The following is a 24,385-nucleotide window of genomic DNA, read 5'->3' on the forward strand; positions in this document are numbered from 1 at the left end:
CCCACTCGACGAGGAATCCCGGCACCGGGACGGCCTTCTCCCCACCGGACGCGAAGCCCAGCTGAAGAGAGCTCTCGCGCAAGCTCTCCCGTCGAACTCATCCACCGCCCAGACGTAATTCCACCCTGGTCAGCCGGGCGGTGGCCCTGCTGTCCGGCCGGTTGACGAATCCCTTCTCCCGCAAGGAATCGGTGAAGGCGCGCAGGCGATGATCCGTCGATGCGTCGACCCTGGACGCCCCGCTCACATACTGGTCGACACCGTGCCCGTCCACCCCCGACCTCGTCCCGGTGAACCGGACCGTGGTCCGTAAGGCGCCGTCCGGGTTCGTCCTCCCCTCCAACCCGGGGACCGGATCGCCCCGGTTCTCCAACGAGAGCACCCGCATCCCCTTGGGAGCAGGCATCGTCCCCACCGGTGAACCCGCAGTCACCACATGGCTGATGTCATAGGTCGACCGCATCGTCGGATCACCGGCCGCGGCATAAGCGGTCATCCCGCCCTGACTGTGCCCGACCAGCGCGACCCTCGCCCCCGCAGGAACCCCGGCCCTCGCCAGAGCCGACGGCAACGCCGCTACCTCGGCCGTCCGATCACCCGAGACGAGTTGCAGATTCGGCTTCACCCCGCGCACATCCTTCGAGAACAGATGGAACGGAGCCAACGCCCAACTCGACGTGCCCGACAAGGCGACCACATAGGAGTCCTCCGCCCGCCCCTGCTGATCCACCGTCGTCACCCTCGTCACATCGATCCGACCGGCCGGTGGCTCGTTCACCGCCTTCTCCGACCACCGCCCGTCGAGCAGGGAGACCAGATCGGCGGTACCGGCCGGAACGGCACCCCCGCCGAGGTCCTCGACCGGGCCGACCTCCGCCCGGCGACGGTCCCACCAGATCCGCGACAACGGCCTGATCAACCCCTCCTCCTGCCAGGAGGTCGGATCCGCGGACCGGTAAGGACCCGCAGGACCCGCCGGGACGAAGAAGGAACCGACGGCGGCCAGCCCCGCCATCATCCCGGCCAGTCCCGCCTCTTCCTCCGAATAGGCCTCGGCCGCACGAGTGACCCGGACACCCAACGAGGACACACGAGCCGCCGCGGACAGGAGCTTCGACGGGGCCACCGACATCGTGGCCAGCGTGTGCAACGGGCCGCCCGGTACCGCGGCCGTCAACGTCGCCGACGCCGCGAGCACCCTGGTCTGCGCCTGCACCAGACCGGTCAACGCGGAGGTCAACGTCGAGGAGACCTCCCGGCAGGTCGCGGCGAAGGCGTACAGGTCGTCGACGTCGACGTCGATCCCACCGTGGATCTCCACATCGCTCATCGTCCGTGTCTCGCTTCGAAGGAACGCAGGAACTCGACGGCCTGCGCACATTCGTCGACGACCCGGGACAGGTCGCGCTGGATCTCCTCGGCCTCCCGACGACAGCCCTCCCCCGCCGCCGACCGCCAGTGCACCCGCGTCATGGCAGACTCCAGGAGACGACGGGCACGGTCGACCTCCTGCGTGAGGTCCTCCACCCGGACACCCGCCGACCGGATCTCCTCGAAGGCGTGTCGGATCGCCTGCTGCACCAGCTCGGCCACCACCGCACCGGAAGATGTCGTCACGCCGCCTCCACCCAGGTCGTCCTGAACCGCCCGGAACCGGGCCGGATCATCCTGACGGGGCCGGTCGGCCTGCCCGCCCGCCGTCCACAGGCGGTCCCACCCCGGGCCGGGATCGCCGAGGATGTGGATGTCGGTGGACCATGGCCCGGGGAACGGATTGAATGGGCAGGACGTCCGGGTCATCGGGGGGCGGCGTCATAGCCCGCCCGGATGCACGAGGAGGATGGAGACCATATGACTCAGCCATTGCAGCCGCCACCCGGCATGTCCGCGACACCCGAACCAGCGCTCGTCCTAGAGGCGCCTGCTCCGCCAACCGTCGTGGCGACCACCGCTGCACCGAAAATGGCCCCGGCCGTCGACCCCGCGGTCGCACCGCAGCTCGACCAGAAGGTCGACAGCTTCATGAAGGCACTGGCCGCGACCCCGGGCAAGTCACCCGAGTTCGAAGCCAAGGCCTCCGAGATCCGCACGATGGGGGACCGTGACATCCGCGAGGCCGCCGAGACCTCCAACCGGCTGCTGCAGTCGCCGGTGCGAGCGCTCAAGGAAGGCGGCGTCTCCCAGGACTCGAAGGTGGGACAGACCCTCCTCGACCTGCGGCGTACCGTGGAAGACCTCGATCCCGGGCAGGCCAAGGGCGCCAAGAAGGTGTTCGGCATGATCCCCTTCGGGAACAAGCTGACCGACTACTTCCGTAAATACGAGTCGGCGCAGTCCCATCTCGAAGGCATCCTGCACGCCCTGCGCAGCGGCCAGGACGAACTGGCCCGGGACAATGCGGCGCTCAATCTGGAGAAGCAGCAGCTGTGGACCATGATGGGGCGGCTCAACCAGTACGTGTACATCGCCGAACGGCTCGACGCGAAACTGTCCGCCCAGGCGTCCGAACTCGACGCCACCGACCCGGAGAAGGCCAAGGCCCTACGGCAGGATGTGCTCTTCTACGTCCGGCAGAAACACCAGGACCTGCTCACCCAGCTGGCCGTGTCGATCCAGAACTACCTGGCCATCGACATCATCATCAAGAACAACCTTGAGCTGATCAAGGGCGTCGACCGCGCCGCGACGACCACCGTCTCGGCGCTGCGGACCGCGGTCATCGTGGCTCAGGCGTTGAACAACCAGCAGGTCGTGCTGGAGCAGATCTCCGCGTTGAACCAGACCACCAGCAACCTGATCGAGTCGACATCGGTCATGCTGCGTGACAACTCGGTACGCATCCAGGAGCAGGCGGCATCGGCGACCATCGGGCTGCCCCAGTTGCAGGCGTCCTTCGCGAACATCTACCAGACGATGGACGCCATCGACACCTTCCGCCTCGAAGCCCTGGACTCGATGGCCAGCACCATCGGAGTCCTGGAGACCGAGGTCGCCAAGTCCCATTCCTACCTGGAACGGGTTCGTCAACATGACCGACGTGTCGGTCAGGGGGCCCTGGACATCAGCGGCCCGAACCACCGCTGAGGTCGACGATGGCTTTCGGAAATTTCTTGTCCAAGTTCGGTGGCGGCCCCGAGGCCGCCGAGCCCGAGGAGACGATGCCGGCGGCGCCCACCCGGGACGACCTGTACGCCTCCTTGGACCGGGTCGCGGCGATGGTGTCCGGGGACGCGGTGCCCAGCTGTGTGACGGCCAGGGTCGAGCGCGTCCTCGGAGTGGTGCACGACACCATTCCTCGACTCGACCAGATCCGTGGGAGCAGCGACGCCTACTCGGTCGTGGCCACCGCCACCGACTACCTGCCCGAAGCGTTGAACGGCTATCTGCGCCTGCCCAGACGTTTCGCCGACTCACGGCCGGTCGACGCCGGACGAACCTCGTTGATGGTGTTGGTCGACCAGCTGGACCTGTTGGCGGTCACCATGGACCAGGTCTTCGACGCCGTCTGTCGGGACGATGCGACCGCGCTGGTCGCACACGGTCGTTTCCTCGCGGAGAAGTTCGGTCACGGCTCGTCCGGCGGCTCCCTGGACACGCGAGGCGAGCTGGCCGTCCCGCAGATGCCCGAAATGGCCGTAGATTCGAGCGCGCCGTCCCCGCAGAACGAGCGGGAGCCATATGTGGGAGAGCACGCCGTGGAGGCCGGGCCGCGTCCGGTTGCCGAAGAGGCTCCGCCCCGACAGGCACCTGCTCCGCCCCGCCAGATGGCACCCCGACGATGGCCTCCGGAGCAGCCCGCTCCCAGGGCCTATCCCTCGTCGAGGGGCTCAGACACCGATGAACCACCCAGGTTGGCGCCACCGTCGTGGTCCTGACCGGGACACAAGGAGAACACCATGACCGACCCGGCGCATCCCACGTCGGACGGCACCCTGGCTGACGCCATCGACCGCCTCGTGAAGGTGGGTGGCGACGCCGGGATCACCGAGGACCAGGTCCGCGCCGAAGCCCTGGCCGTGAGCGCGGCGGTCGTGGAGACCGGTGGGCCGAGCCGGGCCCCGCACTCGTGGGCGGCCCAGGTCGGGATGCCGGTGGGCGTCTTCTTCGAACAGGCTCCCCGGGGGCGCCGGTTCCTGTCCGGTGCCACGCCGACGGTGTCCCGGCTGGCCGGTCAGGATCCGGCGGCGGCCGCCGTCTATCTGCGTGCCTTGACCCGGGTGGCGGAGGCCGCGAGCGCGGTGGAGGGGGCCCCGGTCGTGGCGGCGGAGCGGGTGGAGCGGTTGCGGGCCGCCCAGGGTTCGGCGACGGCGGACGTCCTGTCCGAGGGTTTCGCGGGAGGTTTCCCGCCGGTCTTTCCCGGCGGGGGGTCGGCCTTGCACGATCGGGTGTTGGCCGATGCCCGTCGGGTGCAGGAGCAGTTGGCGGCGATGGGGCGGGTTCCGGGTGTCTCTCTTCCGGTGCCGTCGGTGCCGGCGGTGCCGTCGACGCCGGCGGGTGAGGATGTCGTCGGGTCCTCGGTGGTGTCCCCGTCGCCGGAAGCGGCCGGTGGGGATCGTCCGGTCGAGGCGCAGGAGGAGCATCCGGAGCGGTCGTTGGACGAGCTGCTGGGCGAGTTGGACGCGCTGATCGGATTGGCAGCGGTGAAGCGCGAGGTCCATCGGCAGGTCGCCTTGTTGGCGGTGGAGGCCAAGCGGGAGCGGGCGGGTCTGCGTTCGGCGCCGTTGACCCGTCACCTGGTGTTCGTCGGTAATCCTGGCACCGGGAAGACGACGGTGGCCCGTCTGGTGGGGGGCATCTACCGGGCGATGGGTCTGCTCAGCACCGGGCAGCTGGTGGAGGTGGACCGTTCCGAGCTGGTCGCCGGGTATCTGGGGCAGACCGCGCAGAAGACGACGGCGGTGGTGGAGTCGGCGTTGGGCGGGGTGCTCTTCATCGACGAGGCCTACACGCTCAAGGGCGACCAGTATGCGCAGGAGGCCGTGGACACCCTGGTGAAGGAGATGGAGGACCACCGGGACGACCTGGTCGTGATCGTGGCGGGTTATCCCGACCCGATGGCGGAGTTCATCGCGTCGAATCCGGGGTTGTCCAGTCGTTTCCGGACGACGATCACCTTCGCCGACTATGACGACGACGAGATCGTCGGCATCCTGGGTGACCTGGCCGGCCGGAACGATTACGACCTGACCGACCAGGCGGTGTCGCGTTTCCGGGAGATCCTGGCGGCCGAGCCCCGGGGGAGCGGTTTCGGCAACGGACGTTTCGCCCGGAATACCTTGGAAGCGGCGATCGGACGCCATGCCTGGCGTTTGCGCGACATCGCGGAGCCGACCCTGGCCGAGCTGCGTACCCTGGAGCGATCAGATCTGGAGGACCGCCCCGACGACGACCTTCCCCCGCTGGTGGGCGGCGCGAATCGTGTGAGGTCAGGCCAAGGAGAACTCGGATGAGCGTGCCCCCTTCTCCGCACCTTCCCCCGGTACGTCCCGGGCAGCCGCACTGGGTGACCCGGCCGAGTCCGGGGCAGGCCAGTGTCCCGGTGTCCTCGAGTGTCCCGGTCGGTCACGGCCCGGTCGCCGTCGAGGGGTCGACGGAGCTGGTTCCGGCGCCGCAGCAGCAGTCCTCCGGGTCGCAGGCCGATCCGTCGAGAGTGTCGGCGGGTCAGCAGGTCGAGGCCCGTCCGCGGCGGAAGCGTTGGTTCGACACCTCGTCGTCTCCGGCGCAGTTGCGGATCGCGGGGGTGTTGGCGACGGCGGCCTGCATCCTGCCCGGCCTGGTCGGCATGGTCGACATCGCCGGAGCGGCGGGGGCTCCGGTGTCCTCGCCGACCCAGACGTACGCGGATCTGCGTCATGGGATCGCGCTCTACGAGGCGCGGGCGGCGGTCGCCGCGGCTCCGGGCGGGGGTTCGCTCGAGCCGGCGACGGAGGCCTTCAAGGATGTCAGCGAGCAGGTCGGGCGGGCTGCCCTGTTGTACCCGGACCGGGCCTCGGAGTTGTATGCGGTGAACAAGCAGCTGGTGAAACGTCATCATGACGTGGAGACGGCGTGGTCGCAGCGCGGCGGGCAGGGGGCCGGGTCGTCGTTGAAGGCGCCGGACACTCCGTTCGTGGAGGCGACCAATGCGTTGAAGCGGGTTCCGGCGGCGCGGGCGGCGGACGGGACGGGGCATGTGTTGATCGCGGGGTCGGCCGGCCTGTTCGTGCTGTTGGGTGTCTCGGTCTGGTTGTCCCGGAAGACCCGCCGGGTGGTCAATCCGGGCTTGGTCGGTGCGGTGTTGTTGACGGGGGTGGTGATGGCCGGGGGGATGCAGTCCCTGTCCGGGGTCGGCACTTCGGAGGCGGTCGACCGGCTCGCCGAGGTCAAGGAGGCCGCGGCGTCGTCGGTGCGGGCGGAGGCTTCGGTCCTGTTGTCCGGCGGCGGGTCTTCGGCGAAGCAGGCGGCCGGTGATCAGATCACGAAGGGCCAGTCCGCGGTGGGTCAGGTGCCGATGGAGTGGCGGAACCAGGCCGGGTCGGCGTGGGCTGCTTTCACCCAGGATGCGCTCAGCGCGGATCAGTTGTCGTCGGGCACGGATCGGCACCGGTTGGTGCAGCGGCGGATCGACGCGGCTCAGGCCTTCGGGGGTCGGGTGGCGACCTTGTCCTGGGAGGCGGGGAAGACCAATCCTCGCCCGAATGCCCTGTTCGGTTTCGGCTTGTTCGGAGTGTCCTTGGCCGCGGGTGCCATCGCATGGTCCGGTATCGGGCGTCGTCTCGGGGAGTATCGATGAAAACTCAGTTCGCTGTCGCCCCTCATGCCCCCGGTGGTCTGGGCGAGGATGTCGAACCGCAGGAACTCATGTCGTACATCAAGCAGCTCGGGGAGTGGATCGAGCGTCGTCGGGGTGAGTTGGACGCCTTGGACGAGGCGTCGATGCACGTTGCCGAGCGGGATGCCCACACCGGTGACGTCCTGCTGTCGATGACGTTGTGGAAGGCCGTGTCCGATCGGCACGACCTGTTGACGGGTTCGTGGGACTCCGGTCGGTTGTTGGAGCAGGACCGTCGTCGGTTGACCACGCTGATCTGGGGAAGTCTGGACATGTCGTCGTCCTCGGGGTCGGCGTTGTCGGTCTCCTTGCCGGAGGCCTGCCGGTTGTCCGATTCTCTGGCGTCCTCGTTGCGGGGTCGTCTGCGCCTTGAGGGTTCCGAACCTGATGTCGACAATCGGCTGCGTTCCTTGCGGGCGTCGGTCGAACGTATCCGCGACCAGATCGGGTTGGTCCCGGTCGCGGCCCGTCCAGGTGTGCAGGCGGTCTACGACGCCTTGTTGGAACGGACGACGGAGGTCTGCGACCGGGCCCGTCGAGGAGCGGATGTCGGCGGCCTGTTGCCTGCTCTGGAGTCGGATGCCGCGTTGGCCGAGCGGGATCTGATCGTGGGTGCGGCCCGACGCACGGAGATGAAGCACGACCTGACTCGTGCCGCTCAGGTGCGTGACGAGTTGGCTTCGCGCAGTGAGGCTGTGCAGCGGCTCGCCGTGGCCTGTGTGTCTCAGGTGGCTCCGGCGCCCCGGTTGGCGGTGCCCGATCCGCAGGCTTTGGGTGACCCGCCGACCAGGCCGGAGGACGTGAAGGGATATCTGTCCCGTCTGGAGTTGGTGAGCCGGGCTCTGGAGCAGTGCCAGCGTTCCTATGCAGGGGCTTTGGAGCGGCGGGATGCGCTCTTGTCGCGGTTGTCGGCCTGTCGGCAGGAGGTGGCTTCCTGGCCGGAGGGTCCGATGGCGGAGGATGCCTGTCATCTGCAGGATCGGGCGGAGGAGGTGGCGCAGGCCTTGCCGGTGGAGTTGGTCAGGTTGGCGTCCTTGGTGGTGGCCTGTGAGGCGCACGTCGCGGCAGCGGCCCCGACGTCCGGCCGGGGGGAGCCACGCCGGTGAGGTGCACTGAATCCGGTTGCACAGGAACATATGTCGACGGTTACTGCGATTTCTGCGGTGCGCCGCAGCAGCGCTCGGAATTCCCGGTGGGCAGTTCTGCGACACCTCCCGCGTCGTCGGCGGCCGCTCCTCCGGCGCCGTCGACGGGAACGGAGACCGCGGCTCCGGCGTCACCGACCGGCACCTCGGTCGCGGTGGCCACTCCGCCGCCGGCCGCGGCGGCTCCGGGGACCTCGACGACCTGGGGCGGGTCGATCCTGATCGGTTCGGCGCGGGGGACGAAGGCCACCCGCCGGTTCGGGACGACGATGCGCTCACGGGCGTCGTCGCTGGGTGCGGGTTTGACGACGGTGCCCAGTGTCCCGGTGTCCGATCCGGCGGCAGCGGTCCTGGCCTCGCCGATGATCCCCGAGGAGAAACGGAACTGTTCCTATTGCGGGGCACCGGTCGGCCGGGCCCACAGCGGACGCCCGGGCCGGGAGGAAGGTTTCTGCCCGCAGTGTCGTCGACCGTTCAGTTTCCGACCGAAGTTGAGTCGCGGCGACCTGGTCGCCGGTCAGTACGAGGTGGAGGGTTGCCTGGCACACGGCGGTCTGGGCTGGATCTACCTGGCGCGGGACCGAAATGTCTCCGACCGCTGGGTTGTGTTGAAGGGCCTGTTGAACGCGGGCGACCCTGATGCCCTGGCTGCGGCGATCGCGGAGCAGGAGTTCCTGGCTGCGGTCAGCCATCCGTTGATCGTCGAGATCTACAACTTCGTCACCCATGACGATGCCGGGTACATCGTCATGGAGTACGTGGGTGGGACCAGCTTGAAGGAGCTGTTGAAGCAGCGGATGTCCTCGGCGGGCAGATACGACCCTTTTCCGGTGGAACAGGCGTTGGCGTACGTCCTGGAGATCCTGCCGGCCTTCCAGTACCTGCACGACCGGAACCTGTTGTACTGCGACTTCAAGCCGGACAATCTGATCCAGACCGGCGACGAGGTGCGTCTGATCGACATGGGTGGTGTGCGTCGGATCGACGACCTGGACTCGCCGATCTACGGCACGATCGGGTACCAGGCCCCGGAGATCGCCCAGACCGGTCCGTCGGTGGCTTCGGACATTTACACCATCGGACGGACGTTGACCGTGCTGACCACGGAATTCCGCGGCTATCAGACGACCTATGCCACGTCGTTGCCACCGATGCAGCAGGTCCCGGCCTTCGTGGACTATCCGGCGTTCTACCAGTTGGTCGCGAAGGCGTGCGCCTTGGATCCGGACGACCGGTTCACCTCGGTGGAGGAGTTGCGGGTGCAGCTCGACGGGGTGCTGCGGCGGGTCGTCCGCGACCGGCGGGGCTCACCGGCGGCGTCGCAGACGCATGCTTCGCTCTTCTTCGAGGCCCCGGTCACCCAGAACGAGAATTTCGCCTGGTGGGAGCTGCCTGCCCTGCTGCCCGACGGGGACGACCCGATGACGGGGTGGTTGCAGACGGTGCAGTCCCAGGAGCCGGTGACCCGGTACGAACAGTTGGCGAAGGCACCGACGATGTCCTCCGAGGTGCTCCTGGAGCAGGCTCGTACCGGGATCCGGGGTCAGCGTCATGATCTGGTGGCGCGGGCCACCGACATGTTGTTGGCCGCGGATCCGTGGGATTGGCGCGCGGTGTGGCTGATCGGGTTGGACGCCCTGTCCCGGCACGAGCTCGCGCAGGCGCGGGCCGCTTTCGGGTCGGTGGCCGCTCAGGTTCCCGGTGAGCTGGCCCCGGTGCTGGCCGGCGCTCTGGCCGCCGAGCTCGACGGTCAGGACTCGAGCGCGGAATCGGCCTATCTGACCTGTCTGCGGACCGATTCGGCCTATGTCCCGGTGTCGGCCTTCGGTCTGGCCCGGATGCGGGCCGGTTCGGACGATCTGCGTGGCGCGATCACTGTGCTGGAGCAGGTTCCGGCGAGTAACCGTGCGCATCCGCGGGCGTTGTGGTTGCGGGCGCAGATGTTGGCCCGGGCCGGTGAGCAGGGTGTGCACTCGTTGTCGGAGGCGATGGACACGATGGTCCTGGCTGCGCCCGACCGGGTGGAGCTGACGACCTTCCGTATCGACGTATTGGAGATGGCCTTGGAGATCGTGCGCCGTTCGGGGGCCCAACCGGATGTGCAGATCGACGGAGTGCCTGCCAAGGTGGTGGATCTTCGCCGGGCCCTGGAACGTAATCTGCGGGATCTGGCCCAGTTCACCCCGGACGAAAAGACCCGGATCGCGCTCGTCGACCGAGCGAATTCCATTCGACCTTGGAGCCTGCGATGACTTCTACTCCCGGACGACCGGAACACTCCCACCCGTTCGAGGCGTTCATGCCGCCCGAGTCGGGTGTCATACCGCCGGCGCGGGCGGCGTCATCGGGTCCGTTCCCTGATCGGGAGCCGCATTTCCTGGACGACGAGATCCCGACGATGCCGGTGCCTCCGCCGCGTCATGCCGCGCCGAGGACTCCGGCGACCGAGCCGCTGCCGATGTCTTCCTGGGTGCCGCCGGAGGAGCCGGAGGGGTTGTCGTGGTCGCCGCAGGTCGAGACGCCGGCGGAGGAGGAGCGGGCGGTTCCCGAGGAACGGGCGGTCCCCGAGGAGCAGCCGGCCGAGGTGTCCGCCGAGGGCGACATGCTCGTCCTGGGTGGTATCGCTTCTTCTGCCGAGCAGGCTCGTGGCGGGACGTCGGGTCTGTGCCGGGAGTGCCACGGCTCGTACAGTCCGGACGGTTATTGCGAGAACTGCGGGGCGAAGGCCGTCGATCCGCGCCATCATTTCGAGATCGATGTGACGCCGTGGTTGGCGGGGGTCTGCGACCGGGGTATCCGGCATCGCGGCAATGAGGACGCCCTGGCGCTTCACGGGACCAGTAGCCCGTACGGTCCGCGGGCTTCGTTGGTGGTCTGTGACGGGGTGTCGACGGCGCCGCATTCGGCCGAGGCCAGTCTGGATGCGGCGGAGGCCGCGGTGCAGGTGTTGACGGACGGCTGGGAGTACTGCGCCGAGGAGATGCCCGGTGGACCGGTCGGTGAGCTGGGGCGGCGGGTCGAGGAGGCCGGGGCTGCGGCGGCCAAGGCGGTGGCCCGGATGTCGGAGCCTTTCCTCTCGGAGGGGGAGGGCGGCCCGTCGTGCACCTTGGTGGCGGCGTCGGTCGAGGGCGAAACGGTCGTGGTCGGCAGCGTGGGTGACTCGCGTGCGTACTGGATCCCGGACAGGGATCCGGCCGAGGTGCTGACCACGGACGATTCGTGGGCTGCCGAGCAGATCCGTTCCGGGGTGCCGCGGGCTCAGGCCGAGGCGGGGCCTTATGCGCACACGATCACCCGCTGGTTGGGTGAGGACAGCCCGGATCAGGTTCCGGCGTTGACGCCTTTGCAGGTGCGGGTCCCCGGTTGGTTGTTGCTCTGTTCGGACGGGTTGTGGAATTACGCGTCGGAGCCGGCGGAGCTGCAGGCGGTGGTCCATCGGGAGGCGATGCGGGCGGCCGAGGCGGGGCGGGTCATCGAGGGGACGGCCGGTTCGCGGGGCGCGGACGACCCGGGGACCCCGACGGCCCTGGCTTTGGCCCACGGGCTTGTGGCCTGGGCGAACGGGTGCGGTGGTAGTGACAACATCACGGTAGCCCTGGCTCGTCTGGTGCCGGCGCCGGGGCAGTCCGAGTCGTCTTCGTGGGAGGAGGATCTCCCGGAGCCGTCGGCCTCCCCTGAGGTCGAGGACATGGGGTTGGCGCCGACGATCGTGATGCCGGTGAGTCGTCCTGGGCGGCATTCGCTGGAAGGACGAGGCATACTCTCGCAGTCGCGGACGAACACCGAGAGGGGTTAAGGGATGGCTGATTTCAGCGCGTCCGTCTTCCAGAACGAGTTCTTGCCCGAGGGCGGTTCCGATGTGCACGCCATCGTGACGGTCTCCTGTGCGGGGGCCGGGGGTGCAGGGCAGTCCGGGTCGGGTGATGCCGGCGAGATCATCGTGGTGGACACGTCGCGTTCGATGGAGGAGGCGGGGGTCGCGGCGGCCCGGTATGCGGCGTCGGCGGCGCTGGACCAGATCCTGGACGGGGTGTGGTTCGCCATCGTCGCGGGGAATCATCAGGCACGCCTGTGCTACCCGGACGGTTATTCGGCGGCGATGGTGAAGATGTGCCCGCAGACCCGACAGGCGGCGAAGAAGAGTCTGGAGCAGTTGCGGGCCGACGGGGGCACGGCCATGGGGACGTGGTTGTCGGCGGCGGCGCAGCTGTTCGACACGGTTCCTTCGTTGGCGCAACGCCATGTGATCCTGTTGACCGACGGGGAGAACCAGCACGAGGCTCCGGAGCAGTTGACCAGGGCGATCGACGCGGTGCGTGGCCGTTTCCAGTGTGATTGCCGGGGGTTGGGCGCTGCTTGGCAGGTCGACGAGGTGCGTCGGATCTCGCAGGCCCTGATGGGGACGGTCGATCTGATCCCGCGCCGTGAGGACATGGCGATGGAGTTCGAGTCGTTGATGCGGGCGTCGATGGGGCGAGGCGTGGCCGAGGTCACGTTGAACGTCTGGGCTCCGCAGGGCGCTCAGGTGCTTTTCGTCCGTCAGGTCTCTCCGACCTTGGAGGACCTCACGGCACGGCGTCGCGAGATCAATCCGCTCACCGGCGCCTATCCGACTGGTGCGTGGGGGGACGAGACTCGTGACTACCATGTGGCGGTACGTCTATCACCGAAGGCTATCGGCCAAGAACAGCTGGCCTCCCGGGTGCAGCTGATGGTCGGTGGTCAGATGGTCGCGCAGGGTCTGGTGAAGGCCAAGTGGTCGGGTGATGCCGGGTTGACGACTCAGATCAGCCCGGAGGTCGCTCATTTCACTGGCCAGGCAGAGCTGGCGACGGCCATTCAGCAGGGGCTGGCGGCGAAGGCCGTCGGCGACGATTTCACAGCGACGGCGAAGCTGGGACGTGCGGTGCAGTTGGCCGCGCAGACCGGTGACGCCGCGGCGACGAGCAGGTTGCAGCGGGTGGTCGACATCGACGACGCTGCGACGGGACGTATCCGGTTGCGTCGCGATGTCGACAGGCTCGACGAGATGGCGTTGGACACGGCGTCCACCAAGACGACGAGGGTGAAGAAGTGAGGATTTGTAGTGCCTGACCGGCGAGGGTTCCGGCGATGAGTGCGACATGCCCCCAGGGTCATGTGAGCCGGTCGACGGATTATTGCGATGTGTGCGGCGCACCGATGTCTTCCGCGAAGGACATCCCTTCGTGGGCGCGCCCGCCGGGCGAGGGCGCTCAGCCTGCCGCCGAGGTCCGGGTGTGTCCACATTGCGAGGAGGCGGGGAGCCCGACCTATCTGTTCTGTGAACACTGCGGTTACGACTTCACGACGGGGGCTCTGCCGCGTCCGTTGCGGGAGGATCTCGCGGTGGTGGACACCCGGGTGGAGCGGGCTTTCGGTCCTCCACCGGGGGGGCGTGCGGAGCAGCGTGAGCCGGAGGAGCCGCCGGCGCGGATGATGCGTCCGGAGCGGTCCTCGGTGATCGAACGGCCGGAGCCGAACGCCGAGGAGGCCGCGGCGGAGGTTCCGGAGCGCAGGCCGTCGATCCACGAGCAGATCAGGTCTGCCCAGGCTGGCCGGGGCGGGCGGATGGAGCGTCCGGCGCGTCATGAACGTCCGGAGTCGGATCTCGCCGACGAGGGTGTGGAGGAACAGGTGGAGAATCCGCGCAGGTCGGCGGCTCCGGGCCGGATGGTTCCGGCGGCAGGGGCCGAGGAGGACGTGCCGCCTCGGGAGAGCCCGGTGGAGCGGCGGATCTCTGCCGAGGCCGCTCCGGGATGGGCGTTCCCGCCGTCGTCGTCGGAGCGAGCGGAGCGGAATGCGTCTTCGGCTCGGCACCGTTCGGTGATCCAACGTCCGGAGCCGGAGGAGCAGACCGGTGAGACTGCCGCTCCTGAGCGCCGCATGGCACCTTCCCGTCCGGAGATGTCTTCGCGGGCGGACGCAGGCGAGGCCCCACCGCCTCGGCGTCGTTCGGTGATCCAACGCCCGGAGCCGGAGGAGCAGACCGGTGAGACTGCCGCTCCTGAGCGCCGCATGGCACCTTCCCGTCCGGAGATGTCTTCGCGGGCGGACGCGGGCGAGGCCCTACCGCCTCGGCGTCGTTCGGTGATCCAACGCCCGGAGCCGGAGGAGCAGGTTGAGGAGGAGCTGCCGGACACCACTCCGATCACGATCATCGCGGGTCCGGAGGAGGCGCCGCCGGAGGCCCGTCGCCGCCCGGTGGTCTCCGAGTGGGTGGTGGAGATCTGGGTCGACTCGTCCTGGTACGAGGTCCAGGAGAGCGACGAGTCCTGCCCGTCGCCGGGTCTGCCCGAGGTCGTCCAGGTTCCTGATCGGGCTCTGGTGGGGCGTTACTCGGCCAGCCGTGGCATCTCACCGGACATCGAGTGCGGCTCCGATTCCGGGGTCAGCCGGCGTCATGCCGAGTTCACCACCGATGGCACGCGTTGGTGGGTGGAGGACCTGGGGTCCAGCAATGGCACCTATGTCGGCCAGGCCAGCGGCCCGTTGCCGGAGGAACCCATCCCGGCCGGTCAGCGGGTCGAGATCAGCCATGACGACCGGATCTACGTCGGTGCGTGGACCCGGCTGGTCGTCCGTCGGGCGACCGCTGTAGATCATGCGGCGGCCGCCCGTATCGGCTGATTCTTCTCAGGCGAAGCTGAATTCGCCTTTGGTGGTGTCGGGTCGTCGGGCCCGGAAGAGGGCGTCCCAGGCGATGCGGGGGCCGTCGTCGGTCTCGACCTCCCGCGCCACCCGGTCGGCGCGTTCCACGACGAGCGCGCCGGAGCCGACCATGTCCTGCAGGTCCTCGGCGACGTCCCGCGCGGTGTAGAGCAGCGCCGGGTCGTCGGGGCCGCCGTACCCTTCTTCGAGGTTCGAGCTGTCGTGCGCGACGACCAGGAGGAGTCCGCCGGGGGCGAGGGTGCTCGCCGCGGCGCGGAGCAGCGGAGTGCGTTCGTAGGGTTCCAGGTGGACGTAGGAGACCAGGGCGAGGTCGTAGCGTCCGCGGAAGCCGCCGTCCGCGGTGATGTCGGCGTTCACCCAGTCGATGTCGAGTTCGCGTCCTTGTGCGCGGGCCTGGAGCTGGCTCTCCTGTCCTCGGTCGAGGGCGACCTGGGAGAAGTCGACGGCGACGACCGACCATCCCTGGTCGGCCAGCCAGAGGCTGTTGCGTCCTTCGCCGCAGGCGACGTCGACGGCTTTGCCGGGGGGCATTCCGGAGAGCTCGTTGACGACCCAGCGGTTGGCCTCCGTCGACCAGAGTCGTCCTCGGCTGTACTTCTCGTCCCAGTCGGTCGCTTTCATGTCCCGTCGTCCTTCCGTTCCGTCGTCCGTCCTGCGGCCCGGGTGGTCCGCGAAGGCCGCGTTTCCTCGTACCCATCCTTCCTTCTGGTCCGAAGTCTGTCGGAGTTGGGCGTCTTCGGCCAGGGAAGCGGCGGCGTGGGGGTGGTTCGGCTTTTGTCGGGTGTCATGACTTCTGCGCTTGCTCCCGGTTTCTGAAGGGGCGGGGAAACCATGTCGCGGATGTTGTCCACCTCTCGGTTCGGCGATGAAGGTGGAGTTCCTTTTCCGGGCGAGTGAGTCGCTCGTCCTTTTGTCGGCAGGACGGGTTAGCGCAATAGGTGAGGCACCACGTATCGTGCAACGCACGTTAGTTTGCGGCGGAGGGTAACACACACAATGAGATTGTGATCATTTTGTGATTTGACATAACCAAGAAGTGGGACATTGGTCCCGATAAGCCCGTAGGGCTAACACTGACCATATGGTCAGGACGGTCGCCCGCCGTCCTTTTTTGACGTCCCCGCCGAACCTTCACAGGGACGGATGCCCCCGCATCCGCAGGTTCGACGACCGACCGACAGGAGAGCCATGGACGCGCTCGACCTCGCACGATGGCAGTTCGCCATCACCACGGTCTATCACTTTCTGTTCGTACCCATCACCATCGGTATGTCTGCTCTGGTGGCCGGATTCCACACCGCCTGGGTCCGCTCCCACAACCCGCAGATGTACAAGCTGACGAAGTTCTTCGGAAAACTCTTCGTCATCAACTTCGCACTCGGTCTCGTCACCGGTATCGTCCAGGAATTCCAGTTCGGAATGAACTGGTCCGACTACTCCCGATTCGTCGGCGACATCTTCGGCGCACCGCTGGCCTTCGAGGCCCTGCTCACCTTCTTCCTCGAATCCACCTTCCTCGGTCTGTGGATCTTCGGATGGGGACGGATTCCGGAAAAACTGCACGCCATGACCATGTGGCTGGTCCACATCGGCACCGTCATGAGTGCTTTCTTCATCCTCGCCGCCAACTCCTTCATGCAGAACCCTGTCGGCTACCGCTTCAACGAGGCCACCAACCGCGCCGAACTCACCGACTTCGTCGCCGTGCTCACCAACAAGGTGCAGCTGGTGACCTTCCCCCACGTGATCTTCGCGGCCTACATGACCGGTGGCGCCATGGTCCTCGCCGTCGCCCTGTGGCACCTGCGCCGCCCCGACGTGGGTGACAACGCCCCCATGTACCGCAAGGCCACCCGCGTGGGTGCCGTCGTGACCCTGGTCGCCTCACTCGGTGTGATGATCTCCGGCGACCTCCAGGGCAAGGTCATGACCGAGGTCCAGCCCATGAAGATGGCCGCGGCCGAAGCCCTCTACGAGAACACCTCGCACGCCCCCTTCTCGGTGCTCTCCGTCGGCGCCCTGGACGGGTCGAAGGCCACCCACATCATCGAGATCCCCGGCTTGCTCTCCTTCCTGGGCCACGGCGACTTCAACGCCGAGGTCAAGGGGATCAACCCGCTCCAGCGTGAGGCCGCCCAGAAGTTCAGCGACGGCAAGTTCACCCAGAGCAAGATGCAGATGTACACGCCCAACATCCCCGGCACGTACTGGACCTTCCGCCTGATGATGGGGCTCGGTTTCCTCGGCACCTTCATCTCGCTGCTGGTCCTGTGGGTCACCCGCAAGAAGGAGGCCGAGCAGCAGCTCGCCCGCAAGTGGTGGCTCTGGGCGGCGATCATCCTGCCGTTCACGCCGGTCTTCGCCAACAGCTTCGGCTGGATCTTCACCGAGATCGGCCGTCAGCCCTGGATCGTCCACGAACTGATGACCGTCGAGAACGCCGTCTCCCCCCGGGTGACCGCGGTCGAGGTCCTCATCTCCATGGTCGTCTACACCGTCCTGTACGCCGCTCTGGCCGTCGTCGAGATCAAGCTCTTCCTCAAGTACGTCCGCATGGGCGCCGAGGCGATCCCCGACCCCGGACAGAAGTCCGACCGCGAGGACGACGACGCTCCCCTCGCCTACGCGTACTGAGAGGCTGACATGGACTACTCGATGCTCCAGAACCTGTGGTTCCTGCTGATCGCCGTCCTGTGGATCGGCTACTTCTGTCTCGAAGGTTTCGACATGGGCGTCGGCATGCTCATCGGGATCCTGCACAAGGACCCGAAGGGTGACGCCGAGGAGACCGAACGCCGTCGGCGACTCATGCTGACCACCATCGGCCCCCACTGGGACGGCAACGAGGTGTGGCTGCTCACCGCAGGTGGAGCCACCTTCGCGGCCTTCCCCCACTGGTACGCCACCCTGTTCTCCGGTTTCTACCTGCCGCTGCTGCTCATCCTCGTCGGCCTGATCATCCGAGCCATGGGCCTGGAGTACCGCGGCAAGGGAGACACCGCCGCCTGGCGGAAGAACTGGGACTACTGCATCATCGCCGGTTCCTTCATCCCCGCGCTCCTGTGGGGAGTGGCCTTCGCCAACATCGTGGCCGGTGTCCCGCTGAACCCGAAGACGCTGGAGTACACCGGCAACCTCTTCACCCTGTTGAACCCCTTCGGCATCCTCGGCGGACTGACCACCGTGGCGCTCTTCCTCACCCACGGCGCCCTGTTCATCGCCTTGAAGACCGACGGAGACATCCGCCACGAAGCCCGCGCCTTCGCCCTGAAGTCCGGTCTGGTCACCGCGGTCCTGGCCGTGACCTTCCTGGGCATCGCCAATGCGAAGACCGGCGACGCCCTCTCCTGGGCCGCTGCCGGCGCCGCCGCGCTCTGCCTGGTCGCCGCCCTCGGCGCGGTCAAGATGAAGCGGGACGGCTGGGCCTTCACCGGCACCTTCCTCTGCACGGCCCTGGCCGTGGCCAGCCTGTTCCTCGCGCTCTTCCCCGACGTGATGCCCAACAGCATCCCCGGGCAGACCGGGCTCACCGTGGCCAACTCGGCCAGCTCCGAGTACACCCTGCAGATCATGACCGGCGCCGCCGTGATCTTCGTGCCGATCGTGCTCGCCTACCAGGCGTGGACGTACTGGGTGTTCCGTCGCCGGCTGACGACCAAGCACATCCCCGCCGCGGCGCACTACTGATCCACCGGAGCCCGTAGGAACCCGTGACACCGGACGCCGGGTCGACTCAGCCGAGCCGACCCGGCGTCCTTCGTCCCGCCCCCGTCATCCCCTCGTTCCGTGTCCCTCCCCCGTCATGCCGTTGACCGGACGGTAACGAGCTGTTCCCGAAGAAATCTGGTGAACTGAACGCCGTGAAGCCCTTCGACCCACGACTGCTGAGCCTCGTGCCCGACTGCCGCGCCGGGATCGTGGGCCTCTTCGCCTGCGGAGCCCTGCAGGGCGCAGCCGCCATCGGCCAGGCCTTCGCGATCTCCGCCCTCGTCGTCGCCCTGGTCGACGGACGCGACTGGCACACCGCCGCGCTGTGGACCGTCGTCGCCTTCGTCATCCGTGCCGTGGCAGCCGGCGCGGCCGAAAGCATCGCCGCCCGCACCGGGACGACCGTGTCCACCGCGGTACGCCACCTGTTGTCGGAACGCTTCCTCGCCCGCGGAGCCACCGGACGCACCGACGGCCCCCGACTGCTGACCCTGGCCACCCAGGGGTCGACGAGCATCGAACCCTATGTGGCCCGTTATCTGCCGACCCTGGCCAATGCCGTGGTCCTCCCGCCGGCCGCGATCCTGGCGATGTTGATCCTGGACGTGCCGACCGGGCTGATCCCCGTCCTCACCGTCCCCCTGCTGCCTTTGTTCGCCGCCCTGATCGGCGCGACCACCGCCGAGGCCACCAACCGTCGTTGGCGCACCCTGACCCGGTTGTCCGGTCATTTCCTCGACGTGATGCGCGGCCTGCCGACCTTGGTCTCCTACGGGCGGGCCGAACGTCAGCAGGAAACCATCCGCCAGGTCAGCCACGACCACCGCAGGGCGACGGTGGCCACCTTGAAGCTGGCCTTCCTCAGCTCGGCCGCGCTGGAGCTGCTCGCCACCATCTCGGTGGCCATCGTCGCGGTGTGGGTGGGCATCCAGCTGGCCCACGGCGACATGCAGCTGTCCCTCGCGATGCCGTTGATCCTCCTCGCCCCGGAGGCCTACTGGCCGATCCGACGGGTGGGCGCCGAGTTCCACAACGCGGCCGACGGGGCCGCCGCGCTGGAGCAGGTGTACGCCCAGATAGAGAGCACCCCGACCTCCGAGTCCGCCGCGGGTGGGTCTCCCGAACCCGCCGGGGCCAGCGCGTCGGCACCCCGGGGCGTCCGACTGACCGGGGTCGGCTACGCCTACCGGGCCGACGGTGACCCGGTCATCGTCGGGCTCGACGCCGAACTGCCCGGCCCGGGCCTGACCGTCGTCACCGGGCTCTCCGGGGCGGGAAAGACCACGCTGCTCGAACTCATCGCCGGATTGCGCGCCCCCGACAGCGGCAGTGTCGACGCGGGACCGGCCCACCTGGTCACCCAGCGGCCCTTCCTGACCGACGGCACCCTGCGGGAGAACCTCCTGTGGGGGACCGACCACGTGGACGGACAGATGCTCTCCGACGGCCATCTGCGCAAGGTGTTGGCCGATGTCGGCCTGGCGTCGATGGTCCGGACGCTCCCCGAGGGGTTGAACACGCGGATCGGTGACGACGGATTCGGGCTGTCCGCCGGGCAGCGTGCCCGACTGGCCCTGGCTCGGGCGGTGCTCGCCGACCCGCAGCTGCTGCTGCTCGACGAACCCACCGCGCATCTGGACGCGGCGTCGGAGGAGCTCGTCGACGAGTTGATCGTCGGTCTTTCCACGACCAGGACCGTGGTCACGGTCACCCATCGCGACGGCCTGCTCGCCCGGGCCGACCACCACCTCGTCCTAGGGGGAGCAGCATGAGCCCGGTTCCTTCCCCGAGTGCCCGCCGATTCCGTCCGGTGCCGGGTGTCCTTCCGGCCGCTTTCGTCGGTGGACTCGCTCTGACCTGTGGCGTCGCGCTGACGGCGACGTCGGGGTGGTTGATCGTGGCGGCGTCCTACCAGCCGCAGATCCTGACCTTGTTGGCGGCGATCGTGTTGGTCCGGGCGTTCGGGATCGCCCGGCCTGCCTTGCGTTATGTCGAGCGCATCCGCAGCCATGACGCGGCACTGTCCTTCCTGGCCGAGGAGCGGGCCCGGGTCTACGGGCGGCTCATCCCGTTGACGCCGGCACGGCTGGGACGTCGGAGCCGGGGCGAGGTGCTCGCCGGTGCGGTCGACGACCTGGACGACATCGCCTACGCGCAGGTGCGGGTCGTGGTGCCCTTGGTGGCTCTGGTCGTGTCCGGGGTGTTGGCCGCCATGGCCAATGCGGTGATCCTCTTCTCCGCAGCTCTGGTGACCTTGTCCGCCTTGGTCTGGGCCCTGTTGGTCGGCGGGGTGAACTATCGGATGGAGAAGCGTGCCCATCAGGAAGTGGTGGCGGCGCGCGCCGAGGTGAGCCGGGTGAGCACGGTGATCGCCGCGCAGGGTACCGAGTTGGCTGCCATCGGAGCGCAAGCGCAGGCTCTGTCGTGGTTGGGTTCCGCTCAGGCTTCGCTGTCCGCGGCTCTGCGTCGGCAGGCCAGGGGGCGGGCGTTCGGGGTGGCGGCGATGCCGTTGGTGACGGTGGTCCATACCGTGGCGATGGTGGCTCTGGTCGCTCCGTGGACCCATCTGGGGTTGCGTACGCCGTTGGCTGCTTTTCTGGTGTTGACGCCGGTGGCTCTGGGTGAGGTCGTCTCCGGGGTGCCGGATGCGGTCGGTGCTCTGGCTCGGGCGCAGAGTGCTCGTAGCCGGTTGGACGCTCTGGTGAACCAGGTTCCGGCGGTTCGGGATTCCGAGGGTGCGGGGTCGTCGGAGGCGGAGACCGGGCCGGCGTCGACCTCGGGGGCGTCGGCGGCCTCGGAGGGTGTGCCGGTGCGGGAGGAGCCGGGTCGGCCGCCGCGGTTGTCGACCGATCGGGTGACGGCCAGTTGGGATGGTGAGCGTCCGGCGTTGTCGGCGTTGAGCACGGACATCGTGCCGGGGTCGCGGGTCGCTGTCGTCGGGCCGAATGGCAGCGGCAAGTCGACTTTCCTGGCGGTGCTGGCCCGTCATCTGGATCCGACGAGTGGCGTCTACCGGGTGGACGGCACCGAGGTGTCCCGGTTGTCCCTGGCGGAGGCCCGCTCCCGGATCGCGGTGGTGGACGACGAGGCTCATGTCTTCGCGTCGAATCTGCGGGAGAACATCCGGTTCGCCCGTCCGGGATGTGCCGACGGGGACATCGAGCAGAGTCTGCGGTTGGCGGGTCTGGGCCCGTGGTACGAGGGGCTGCCCGATGGTTTGGACACCAGGTTGGGTGTGGACGGTCAGGGGGTGTCTGGGGGTGAGCGGGCTCGGCTGGGGATCGCTCGGGCTCTGCTCTCGCGGCGTCCGGTGCTCCTGTTGGACGAGCCAGTGGCTCATGTGGACCATCCGACGGCTGTCGCGGTGATGCGGGATCTGCGGGAGGCGTCGACGGGCCGGACGGTGGTCTTGGTCTCGCATCGGGCCGAGGGTGTCGAGGAGGGGGATGTGGTCGTGGACCTGGAGGTGGTCCGTACTCCTCCGCCGGTGTCCGGTCCGCGGTGATCGTCGTCCTCCGGGAGGTGGTCGGCCGATGTTGTCGCAGATCACACCGCCACGGGGTGGCCTCGTGGCGGATGGGCGCACCGGTGTTGTCATGATCGGGGGCATGCGCACGTGGATCACGAACCTGCCGTATCAGGAGGAGCTGTCCGGTCTGGTCGACCGGGTGGAGCGGGACCCGAATGTCGTGGGCGTGTTGCTCACCGGGTCGTACGCCCATGGTCTGGCTTCTTCCGGATGCGATGTGGACCTTCATGTCCTGTTGTCCGAGCGGGACGATTCGTGGCAGCCGTTGCGTCAGGGTGGTTTGGATCTCCAGGTGCACGATGCGCAGTGGTTGCGTCGGGTCCCGTCCGATCCGTCGCGTTGGTGGGATCGGTATCGGATCGCTCGGGGGCGCTTGGTCACCGACCGTAGTGGTGGTGCGCTCGGTGCGGATCTTCGGGCGTGGGGGACGTTGTCGTCGGTGGAGCAGGCTGATGCCGTCGATTTCGCTTTGACGCCTTATCTGACTTATGCCATGCGGTCGTTGTACGAATTCAGGACGGGTGAATTGGCTGCGGCCCGTTTGGATGCGGTGGAGAATCTGCCGTGGGCCCTGCGGTTGATGTTCGCTCTCCAGGGACGTCCGCGCCCGACGAATCGTTATCTGGCATGGGAATTGGAGCATCATCCGTTGACCACGCCGGCCTGGAAGTCGGAGTGGGTCCTGGGTATTGTCGAGGCGCTGCGCCGTGACGGTTCTCCTGCGGCTCAGCGAGAACTGTTCGCCGCTATGGAACCGCCGTTGCGTGCTCTGGGTTTCGGTGGCGTTCTCGACGGCGATTCTCGGGCGGTGTCGCTCCTGCGTATCTGATCCGGCCTGGTTTTCTTATTTCGGGCGGGTCCTGGCGCAAGCACCGCGATATGCCACAGTGGACATCGATCATTCGGCAGGGGAGGCAGCGTCCATGAACAAGGACACCATCGGTGAAGGCAGCCGTACCGACGGCGCAGCACCGCAGACGACACCCGCGACGAAGAGCATTCCCGAGGTGACGGGGGCGGCTGCTCCTGGCTCCGGTGCTTCCCCGGCCGTGCCGGCGGCCGGGTCGTCCTCCGCTCCGGTGCATCCTGCCTGGTCGCAACAGCCACAGGCGAGTTACGACCAGGTCTATTCCGGAGGGTGGGGTACGCCCGGGCACAGCGATTCCGGTCCGATCCGGTTGACGGGTCAGGGTGGGTCCGCGCCGGCGCCGGGCTCGTCCTCGCCTGCGGCGTCTTCCGCGGATCTGTCGACGCCGCAGTGGTCGTCGGCTCCGTCGTCGAGTGCGCCGGCGACGATGCAGGTCCCCTCGCCGGGGGTGCCTTACGGTCAGGGCGCGCCGGCTCCGTCGTCTGCGCCGGGTGCGCCGATGGCGCCTGGTGGTTTCGGTGTGGCCTCGCCGGGGGGGTCGCCGGGTTATGGCGCTGCTCCGGCTGAGTCGTCGTGGTCGACGCCGAGTCCGTACGGGCAGCCTTACGGGGGTGCGCCGGCGGCGCCGGCTTCGGAGTCGGCGCAGTTCTCCCCGTATGGGGCTCCGTCGGCAGGTGGGCCTGGCGCACCGTCGTATGGTTCTGCGGCTTCTGCGCCGCAGAGCGACCCGCAGGCGTCCCGGTCCTGGTCGGGCCAGCAGCAGCCTCAGTCCCGGAGCGATCGTCCGTCGGATCCGCGGTCGTTGGGTCTGGCTGCGATGCTCGATTTCACCTTCGTGGCGCGGGCGACCCGGGCGTTGGCTCCGATTCTCTTCTGGTTGGTGGTGGCCTGGTCGTTGTTCTCGGTGATCACCGGGTTGGCTTCGTCTTTCACCGCGCCTGGTTATGCCCGTAATGATGCTGCGGTCTTCTTCGGTTTCCTGACGTCGGTGGTCCGTTCGTTGATCGCGATCGCGATGACTCGGATCTTCTTGGAGTTGTGCGTCAACGTGGCGGATTTGGCGGACAAGCGAGCCGAGGACGGTAAGTCCTCGTGACGGTGCCTTATCGGGTGTGTGTGATCTGTTCGGGCAATATCTGCCGTTCACCGATGGGTGAGGTGGTGTTGCGGGAGTCGTTCGCGCAGGCCGGCTTGTCCGATCTGGTCGTGGTGGATTCGGCGGGCACGGGGCCGTGGCATGTCGGTGAGGGCGCGGATCCTCGTGCGGTGTCGACCTTGGCCGGAGCTGGTTTCGACGGTAGCGCGCATCGAGCTCGGGAGTACGACGTGGCGTGGCTGGCGGAGCACGATCTGGTGGTGGTGGCCGATGAAGGCCATCTGCGGACTCTGCGTCGGTGGGCGGATCAGCAGGGTTATCGGGTCGGCCCGGACGGCGACGTGGACATCCGGTTGTTCCGGGAGTTCGATCCGGCGGCAGTCGCGGCCGGCACGTTGGAGATCGACGACCCGTATTACGGCGGCCAGGACGGTTTCGACCGGGTGCTCGCGGAGGTCGTCTCGGCTTCGCGGGGTGTGGTCGCCCATGTGTCGGAGTTGTTGGCGGCCTGAGCCGTCTTACCGGGGTTCCTGCTGCG

19 protein-coding genes are annotated in these 24,385 nt (G+C 68.1%); 16 read left to right on the forward strand and 3 right to left on the reverse strand.

From position 1 onward, the window contains the following. Positions 1–97: 97 nt before the first annotated feature. Both AUCHE_RS15800 and AUCHE_RS16680 read right to left on the reverse strand, forming a co-directional pair. On the reverse strand, positions 98–1,330 hold the full coding sequence (locus AUCHE_RS15800) for an alpha/beta hydrolase family protein (protein ID WP_006503378.1): 1,233 nt from the start codon (positions 1,328–1,330) through the stop codon (positions 98–100). Further along, a complete protein-coding gene (locus AUCHE_RS16680) occupies positions 1,327–1,617 on the reverse strand; it encodes a hypothetical protein (protein WP_143115144.1) in 291 nt (96 codons plus the stop codon). Before AUCHE_RS16680 ends, AUCHE_RS15800 begins: the two co-directional genes overlap by 4 nt. Positions 1,618–1,851: 234 nt before the next feature. Here AUCHE_RS16680 and AUCHE_RS11010 point away from each other — a divergent pair, with 234 nt between their 5' ends. The 9 genes from AUCHE_RS11010 (at position 1,852) to AUCHE_RS17565 (ending at position 14,604) form a co-directional block, all read left to right on the forward strand. Continuing rightward, on the forward strand, positions 1,852–3,084 hold the full coding sequence (locus AUCHE_RS11010) for a toxic anion resistance protein (protein WP_006503380.1): 1,233 nt from the start codon (positions 1,852–1,854) through the stop codon (positions 3,082–3,084). A gap of 8 nt (positions 3,085–3,092) precedes the next feature. Next, a complete protein-coding gene (locus AUCHE_RS17170) occupies positions 3,093–3,875 on the forward strand; it encodes a hypothetical protein (protein WP_006503381.1) in 783 nt (260 codons plus the stop codon). A 21-nt stretch (positions 3,876–3,896) separates the two neighbouring features. Next, positions 3,897–5,450 (forward strand): AAA family ATPase, encoded by a 1,554-nt coding sequence (locus tag AUCHE_RS16685; RefSeq protein ID WP_006503382.1) that lies wholly within the window; start codon positions 3,897–3,899, stop codon positions 5,448–5,450. After that, positions 5,447–6,772 (forward strand): hypothetical protein, encoded by a 1,326-nt coding sequence (locus tag AUCHE_RS16690; protein ID WP_006503383.1) that lies wholly within the window; start codon positions 5,447–5,449, stop codon positions 6,770–6,772. The genes AUCHE_RS16685 and AUCHE_RS16690 overlap by 4 nt, the downstream gene beginning before the upstream one ends. Next, positions 6,769–7,917 carry a hypothetical protein gene (locus tag AUCHE_RS11030; protein WP_006503384.1) on the forward strand — a complete coding sequence of 383 codons (1,149 nt, stop codon included), beginning with the start codon at positions 6,769–6,771 and terminating at the stop codon, positions 7,915–7,917. The genes AUCHE_RS16690 and AUCHE_RS11030 overlap by 4 nt, the downstream gene beginning before the upstream one ends. Continuing rightward, positions 7,914–10,208 carry a serine/threonine-protein kinase gene (locus AUCHE_RS11035; RefSeq protein ID WP_006503385.1) on the forward strand — a complete coding sequence of 765 codons (2,295 nt, stop codon included), beginning with the start codon at positions 7,914–7,916 and terminating at the stop codon, positions 10,206–10,208. The genes AUCHE_RS11030 and AUCHE_RS11035 overlap by 4 nt, the downstream gene beginning before the upstream one ends. Then, positions 10,205–11,752, forward strand: coding sequence for a protein phosphatase 2C domain-containing protein (locus tag AUCHE_RS11045; RefSeq protein WP_006503386.1), 1,548 nt, complete (start codon positions 10,205–10,207; stop codon positions 11,750–11,752). The genes AUCHE_RS11035 and AUCHE_RS11045 overlap by 4 nt, the downstream gene beginning before the upstream one ends. A gap of 3 nt (positions 11,753–11,755) precedes the next feature. Beyond that, complete coding sequence (locus AUCHE_RS11050; protein WP_006503387.1) at positions 11,756–13,033, forward strand: VWA domain-containing protein; 1,278 nt, start codon at positions 11,756–11,758, stop codon at positions 13,031–13,033. 104 nt (positions 13,034–13,137) lie between these two features. Further along, complete coding sequence (locus AUCHE_RS17565) at positions 13,138–14,604, forward strand: FHA domain-containing protein (protein ID WP_006503388.1); 1,467 nt, start codon at positions 13,138–13,140, stop codon at positions 14,602–14,604. 6 nt (positions 14,605–14,610) lie between these two features. Here the strand turns inward: AUCHE_RS17565 and AUCHE_RS11060 are convergent, their stop codons facing one another. Continuing rightward, positions 14,611–15,267, reverse strand: coding sequence for a class I SAM-dependent methyltransferase (locus tag AUCHE_RS11060; protein WP_006503389.1), 657 nt, complete (start codon positions 15,265–15,267; stop codon positions 14,611–14,613). 567 nt (positions 15,268–15,834) lie between these two features. Between AUCHE_RS11060 and AUCHE_RS11065 the strand changes: the two genes are divergently transcribed. From AUCHE_RS11065 to AUCHE_RS11095, 7 genes are all read left to right on the forward strand, one after another. Next, positions 15,835–17,280: a cytochrome ubiquinol oxidase subunit I gene (locus AUCHE_RS11065; RefSeq protein ID WP_006503390.1), complete on the forward strand. Its 1,446-nt coding sequence runs from the start codon at positions 15,835–15,837 to the stop codon at positions 17,278–17,280. A 21-nt stretch (positions 17,281–17,301) separates the two neighbouring features. Beyond that, the gene (cydB, locus tag AUCHE_RS11070; protein ID WP_245706859.1) at positions 17,302–18,333 is read left to right on the forward strand and encodes a cytochrome d ubiquinol oxidase subunit II; all 1,032 of its coding nucleotides are present in this window, start codon (positions 17,302–17,304) and stop codon (positions 18,331–18,333) included. A gap of 173 nt (positions 18,334–18,506) precedes the next feature. After that, a complete protein-coding gene (gene cydD, locus AUCHE_RS11075) occupies positions 18,507–20,126 on the forward strand; it encodes a thiol reductant ABC exporter subunit CydD (protein WP_006503393.1) in 1,620 nt (539 codons plus the stop codon). Further along, the gene (gene cydC / locus AUCHE_RS11080; RefSeq protein ID WP_006503394.1) at positions 20,123–21,859 is read left to right on the forward strand and encodes a thiol reductant ABC exporter subunit CydC; all 1,737 of its coding nucleotides are present in this window, start codon (positions 20,123–20,125) and stop codon (positions 21,857–21,859) included. Before cydD ends, cydC begins: the two co-directional genes overlap by 4 nt. 103 nt (positions 21,860–21,962) lie before the next feature. After that, a complete protein-coding gene (locus tag AUCHE_RS11085; RefSeq protein ID WP_162137250.1) occupies positions 21,963–22,712 on the forward strand; it encodes a nucleotidyltransferase domain-containing protein in 750 nt (249 codons plus the stop codon). Between the two features lie 94 nt (positions 22,713–22,806). Beyond that, positions 22,807–23,847 (forward strand): DUF4282 domain-containing protein, encoded by a 1,041-nt coding sequence (locus AUCHE_RS16695; RefSeq protein ID WP_143115146.1) that lies wholly within the window; start codon positions 22,807–22,809, stop codon positions 23,845–23,847. Continuing rightward, positions 23,844–24,359, forward strand: a complete 516-nt coding sequence (locus AUCHE_RS11095; protein WP_006503397.1) for a low molecular weight protein-tyrosine-phosphatase — start codon at positions 23,844–23,846, stop codon at positions 24,357–24,359. The genes AUCHE_RS16695 and AUCHE_RS11095 overlap by 4 nt, the downstream gene beginning before the upstream one ends. Positions 24,360–24,385: the final 26 nt, after the last annotated feature.

The organism is Austwickia chelonae NBRC 105200 (assembly GCF_000298175.1).
In the GTDB taxonomy this organism is placed as follows: Bacteria; Actinomycetota; Actinomycetes; order Actinomycetales; family Dermatophilaceae; genus Austwickia; species Austwickia chelonae.

What these genes read in the sequence shown, in the direction of transcription:
- cydC (WP_006503394.1), top strand. Translation starts at nt 20,123, where the DNA reads ATGAGCCCGGTTCCTTCCCCGAGTGCCCGCCGATTCCGTCCGGTGCCG.
- AUCHE_RS17565 (WP_006503388.1), top strand. Translation starts at nt 13,138, where the DNA reads ATGTCTTCCGCGAAGGACATCCCTTCGTGGGCGCGCCCGCCGGGCGAG.
- cydB (WP_245706859.1), top strand. Translation starts at nt 17,302, where the DNA reads ATGCTCCAGAACCTGTGGTTCCTGCTGATCGCCGTCCTGTGGATCGGC.
- AUCHE_RS16690 (WP_006503383.1), top strand. Translation starts at nt 5,447, where the DNA reads ATGAGCGTGCCCCCTTCTCCGCACCTTCCCCCGGTACGTCCCGGGCAG.
- AUCHE_RS11010 (WP_006503380.1), top strand. Translation starts at nt 1,852, where the DNA reads ATGACTCAGCCATTGCAGCCGCCACCCGGCATGTCCGCGACACCCGAA.
- AUCHE_RS11060 (WP_006503389.1), bottom strand. Translation starts at nt 15,267, where the DNA reads ATGAAAGCGACCGACTGGGACGAGAAGTACAGCCGAGGACGACTCTGG.
- AUCHE_RS17170 (WP_006503381.1), top strand. Translation starts at nt 3,093, where the DNA reads ATGGCTTTCGGAAATTTCTTGTCCAAGTTCGGTGGCGGCCCCGAGGCC.
- AUCHE_RS11065 (WP_006503390.1), top strand. Translation starts at nt 15,835, where the DNA reads ATGGACGCGCTCGACCTCGCACGATGGCAGTTCGCCATCACCACGGTC.
- AUCHE_RS11050 (WP_006503387.1), top strand. Translation starts at nt 11,756, where the DNA reads ATGGCTGATTTCAGCGCGTCCGTCTTCCAGAACGAGTTCTTGCCCGAG.
- AUCHE_RS11030 (WP_006503384.1), top strand. Translation starts at nt 6,769, where the DNA reads ATGAAAACTCAGTTCGCTGTCGCCCCTCATGCCCCCGGTGGTCTGGGC.
- AUCHE_RS11045 (WP_006503386.1), top strand. Translation starts at nt 10,205, where the DNA reads ATGACTTCTACTCCCGGACGACCGGAACACTCCCACCCGTTCGAGGCG.
- AUCHE_RS16695 (WP_143115146.1), top strand. Translation starts at nt 22,807, where the DNA reads ATGAACAAGGACACCATCGGTGAAGGCAGCCGTACCGACGGCGCAGCA.
- AUCHE_RS16685 (WP_006503382.1), top strand. Translation starts at nt 3,897, where the DNA reads ATGACCGACCCGGCGCATCCCACGTCGGACGGCACCCTGGCTGACGCC.
- AUCHE_RS11085 (WP_162137250.1), top strand. Translation starts at nt 21,963, where the DNA reads ATGCGCACGTGGATCACGAACCTGCCGTATCAGGAGGAGCTGTCCGGT.
- AUCHE_RS15800 (WP_006503378.1), bottom strand. Translation starts at nt 1,330, where the DNA reads ATGAGCGATGTGGAGATCCACGGTGGGATCGACGTCGACGTCGACGAC.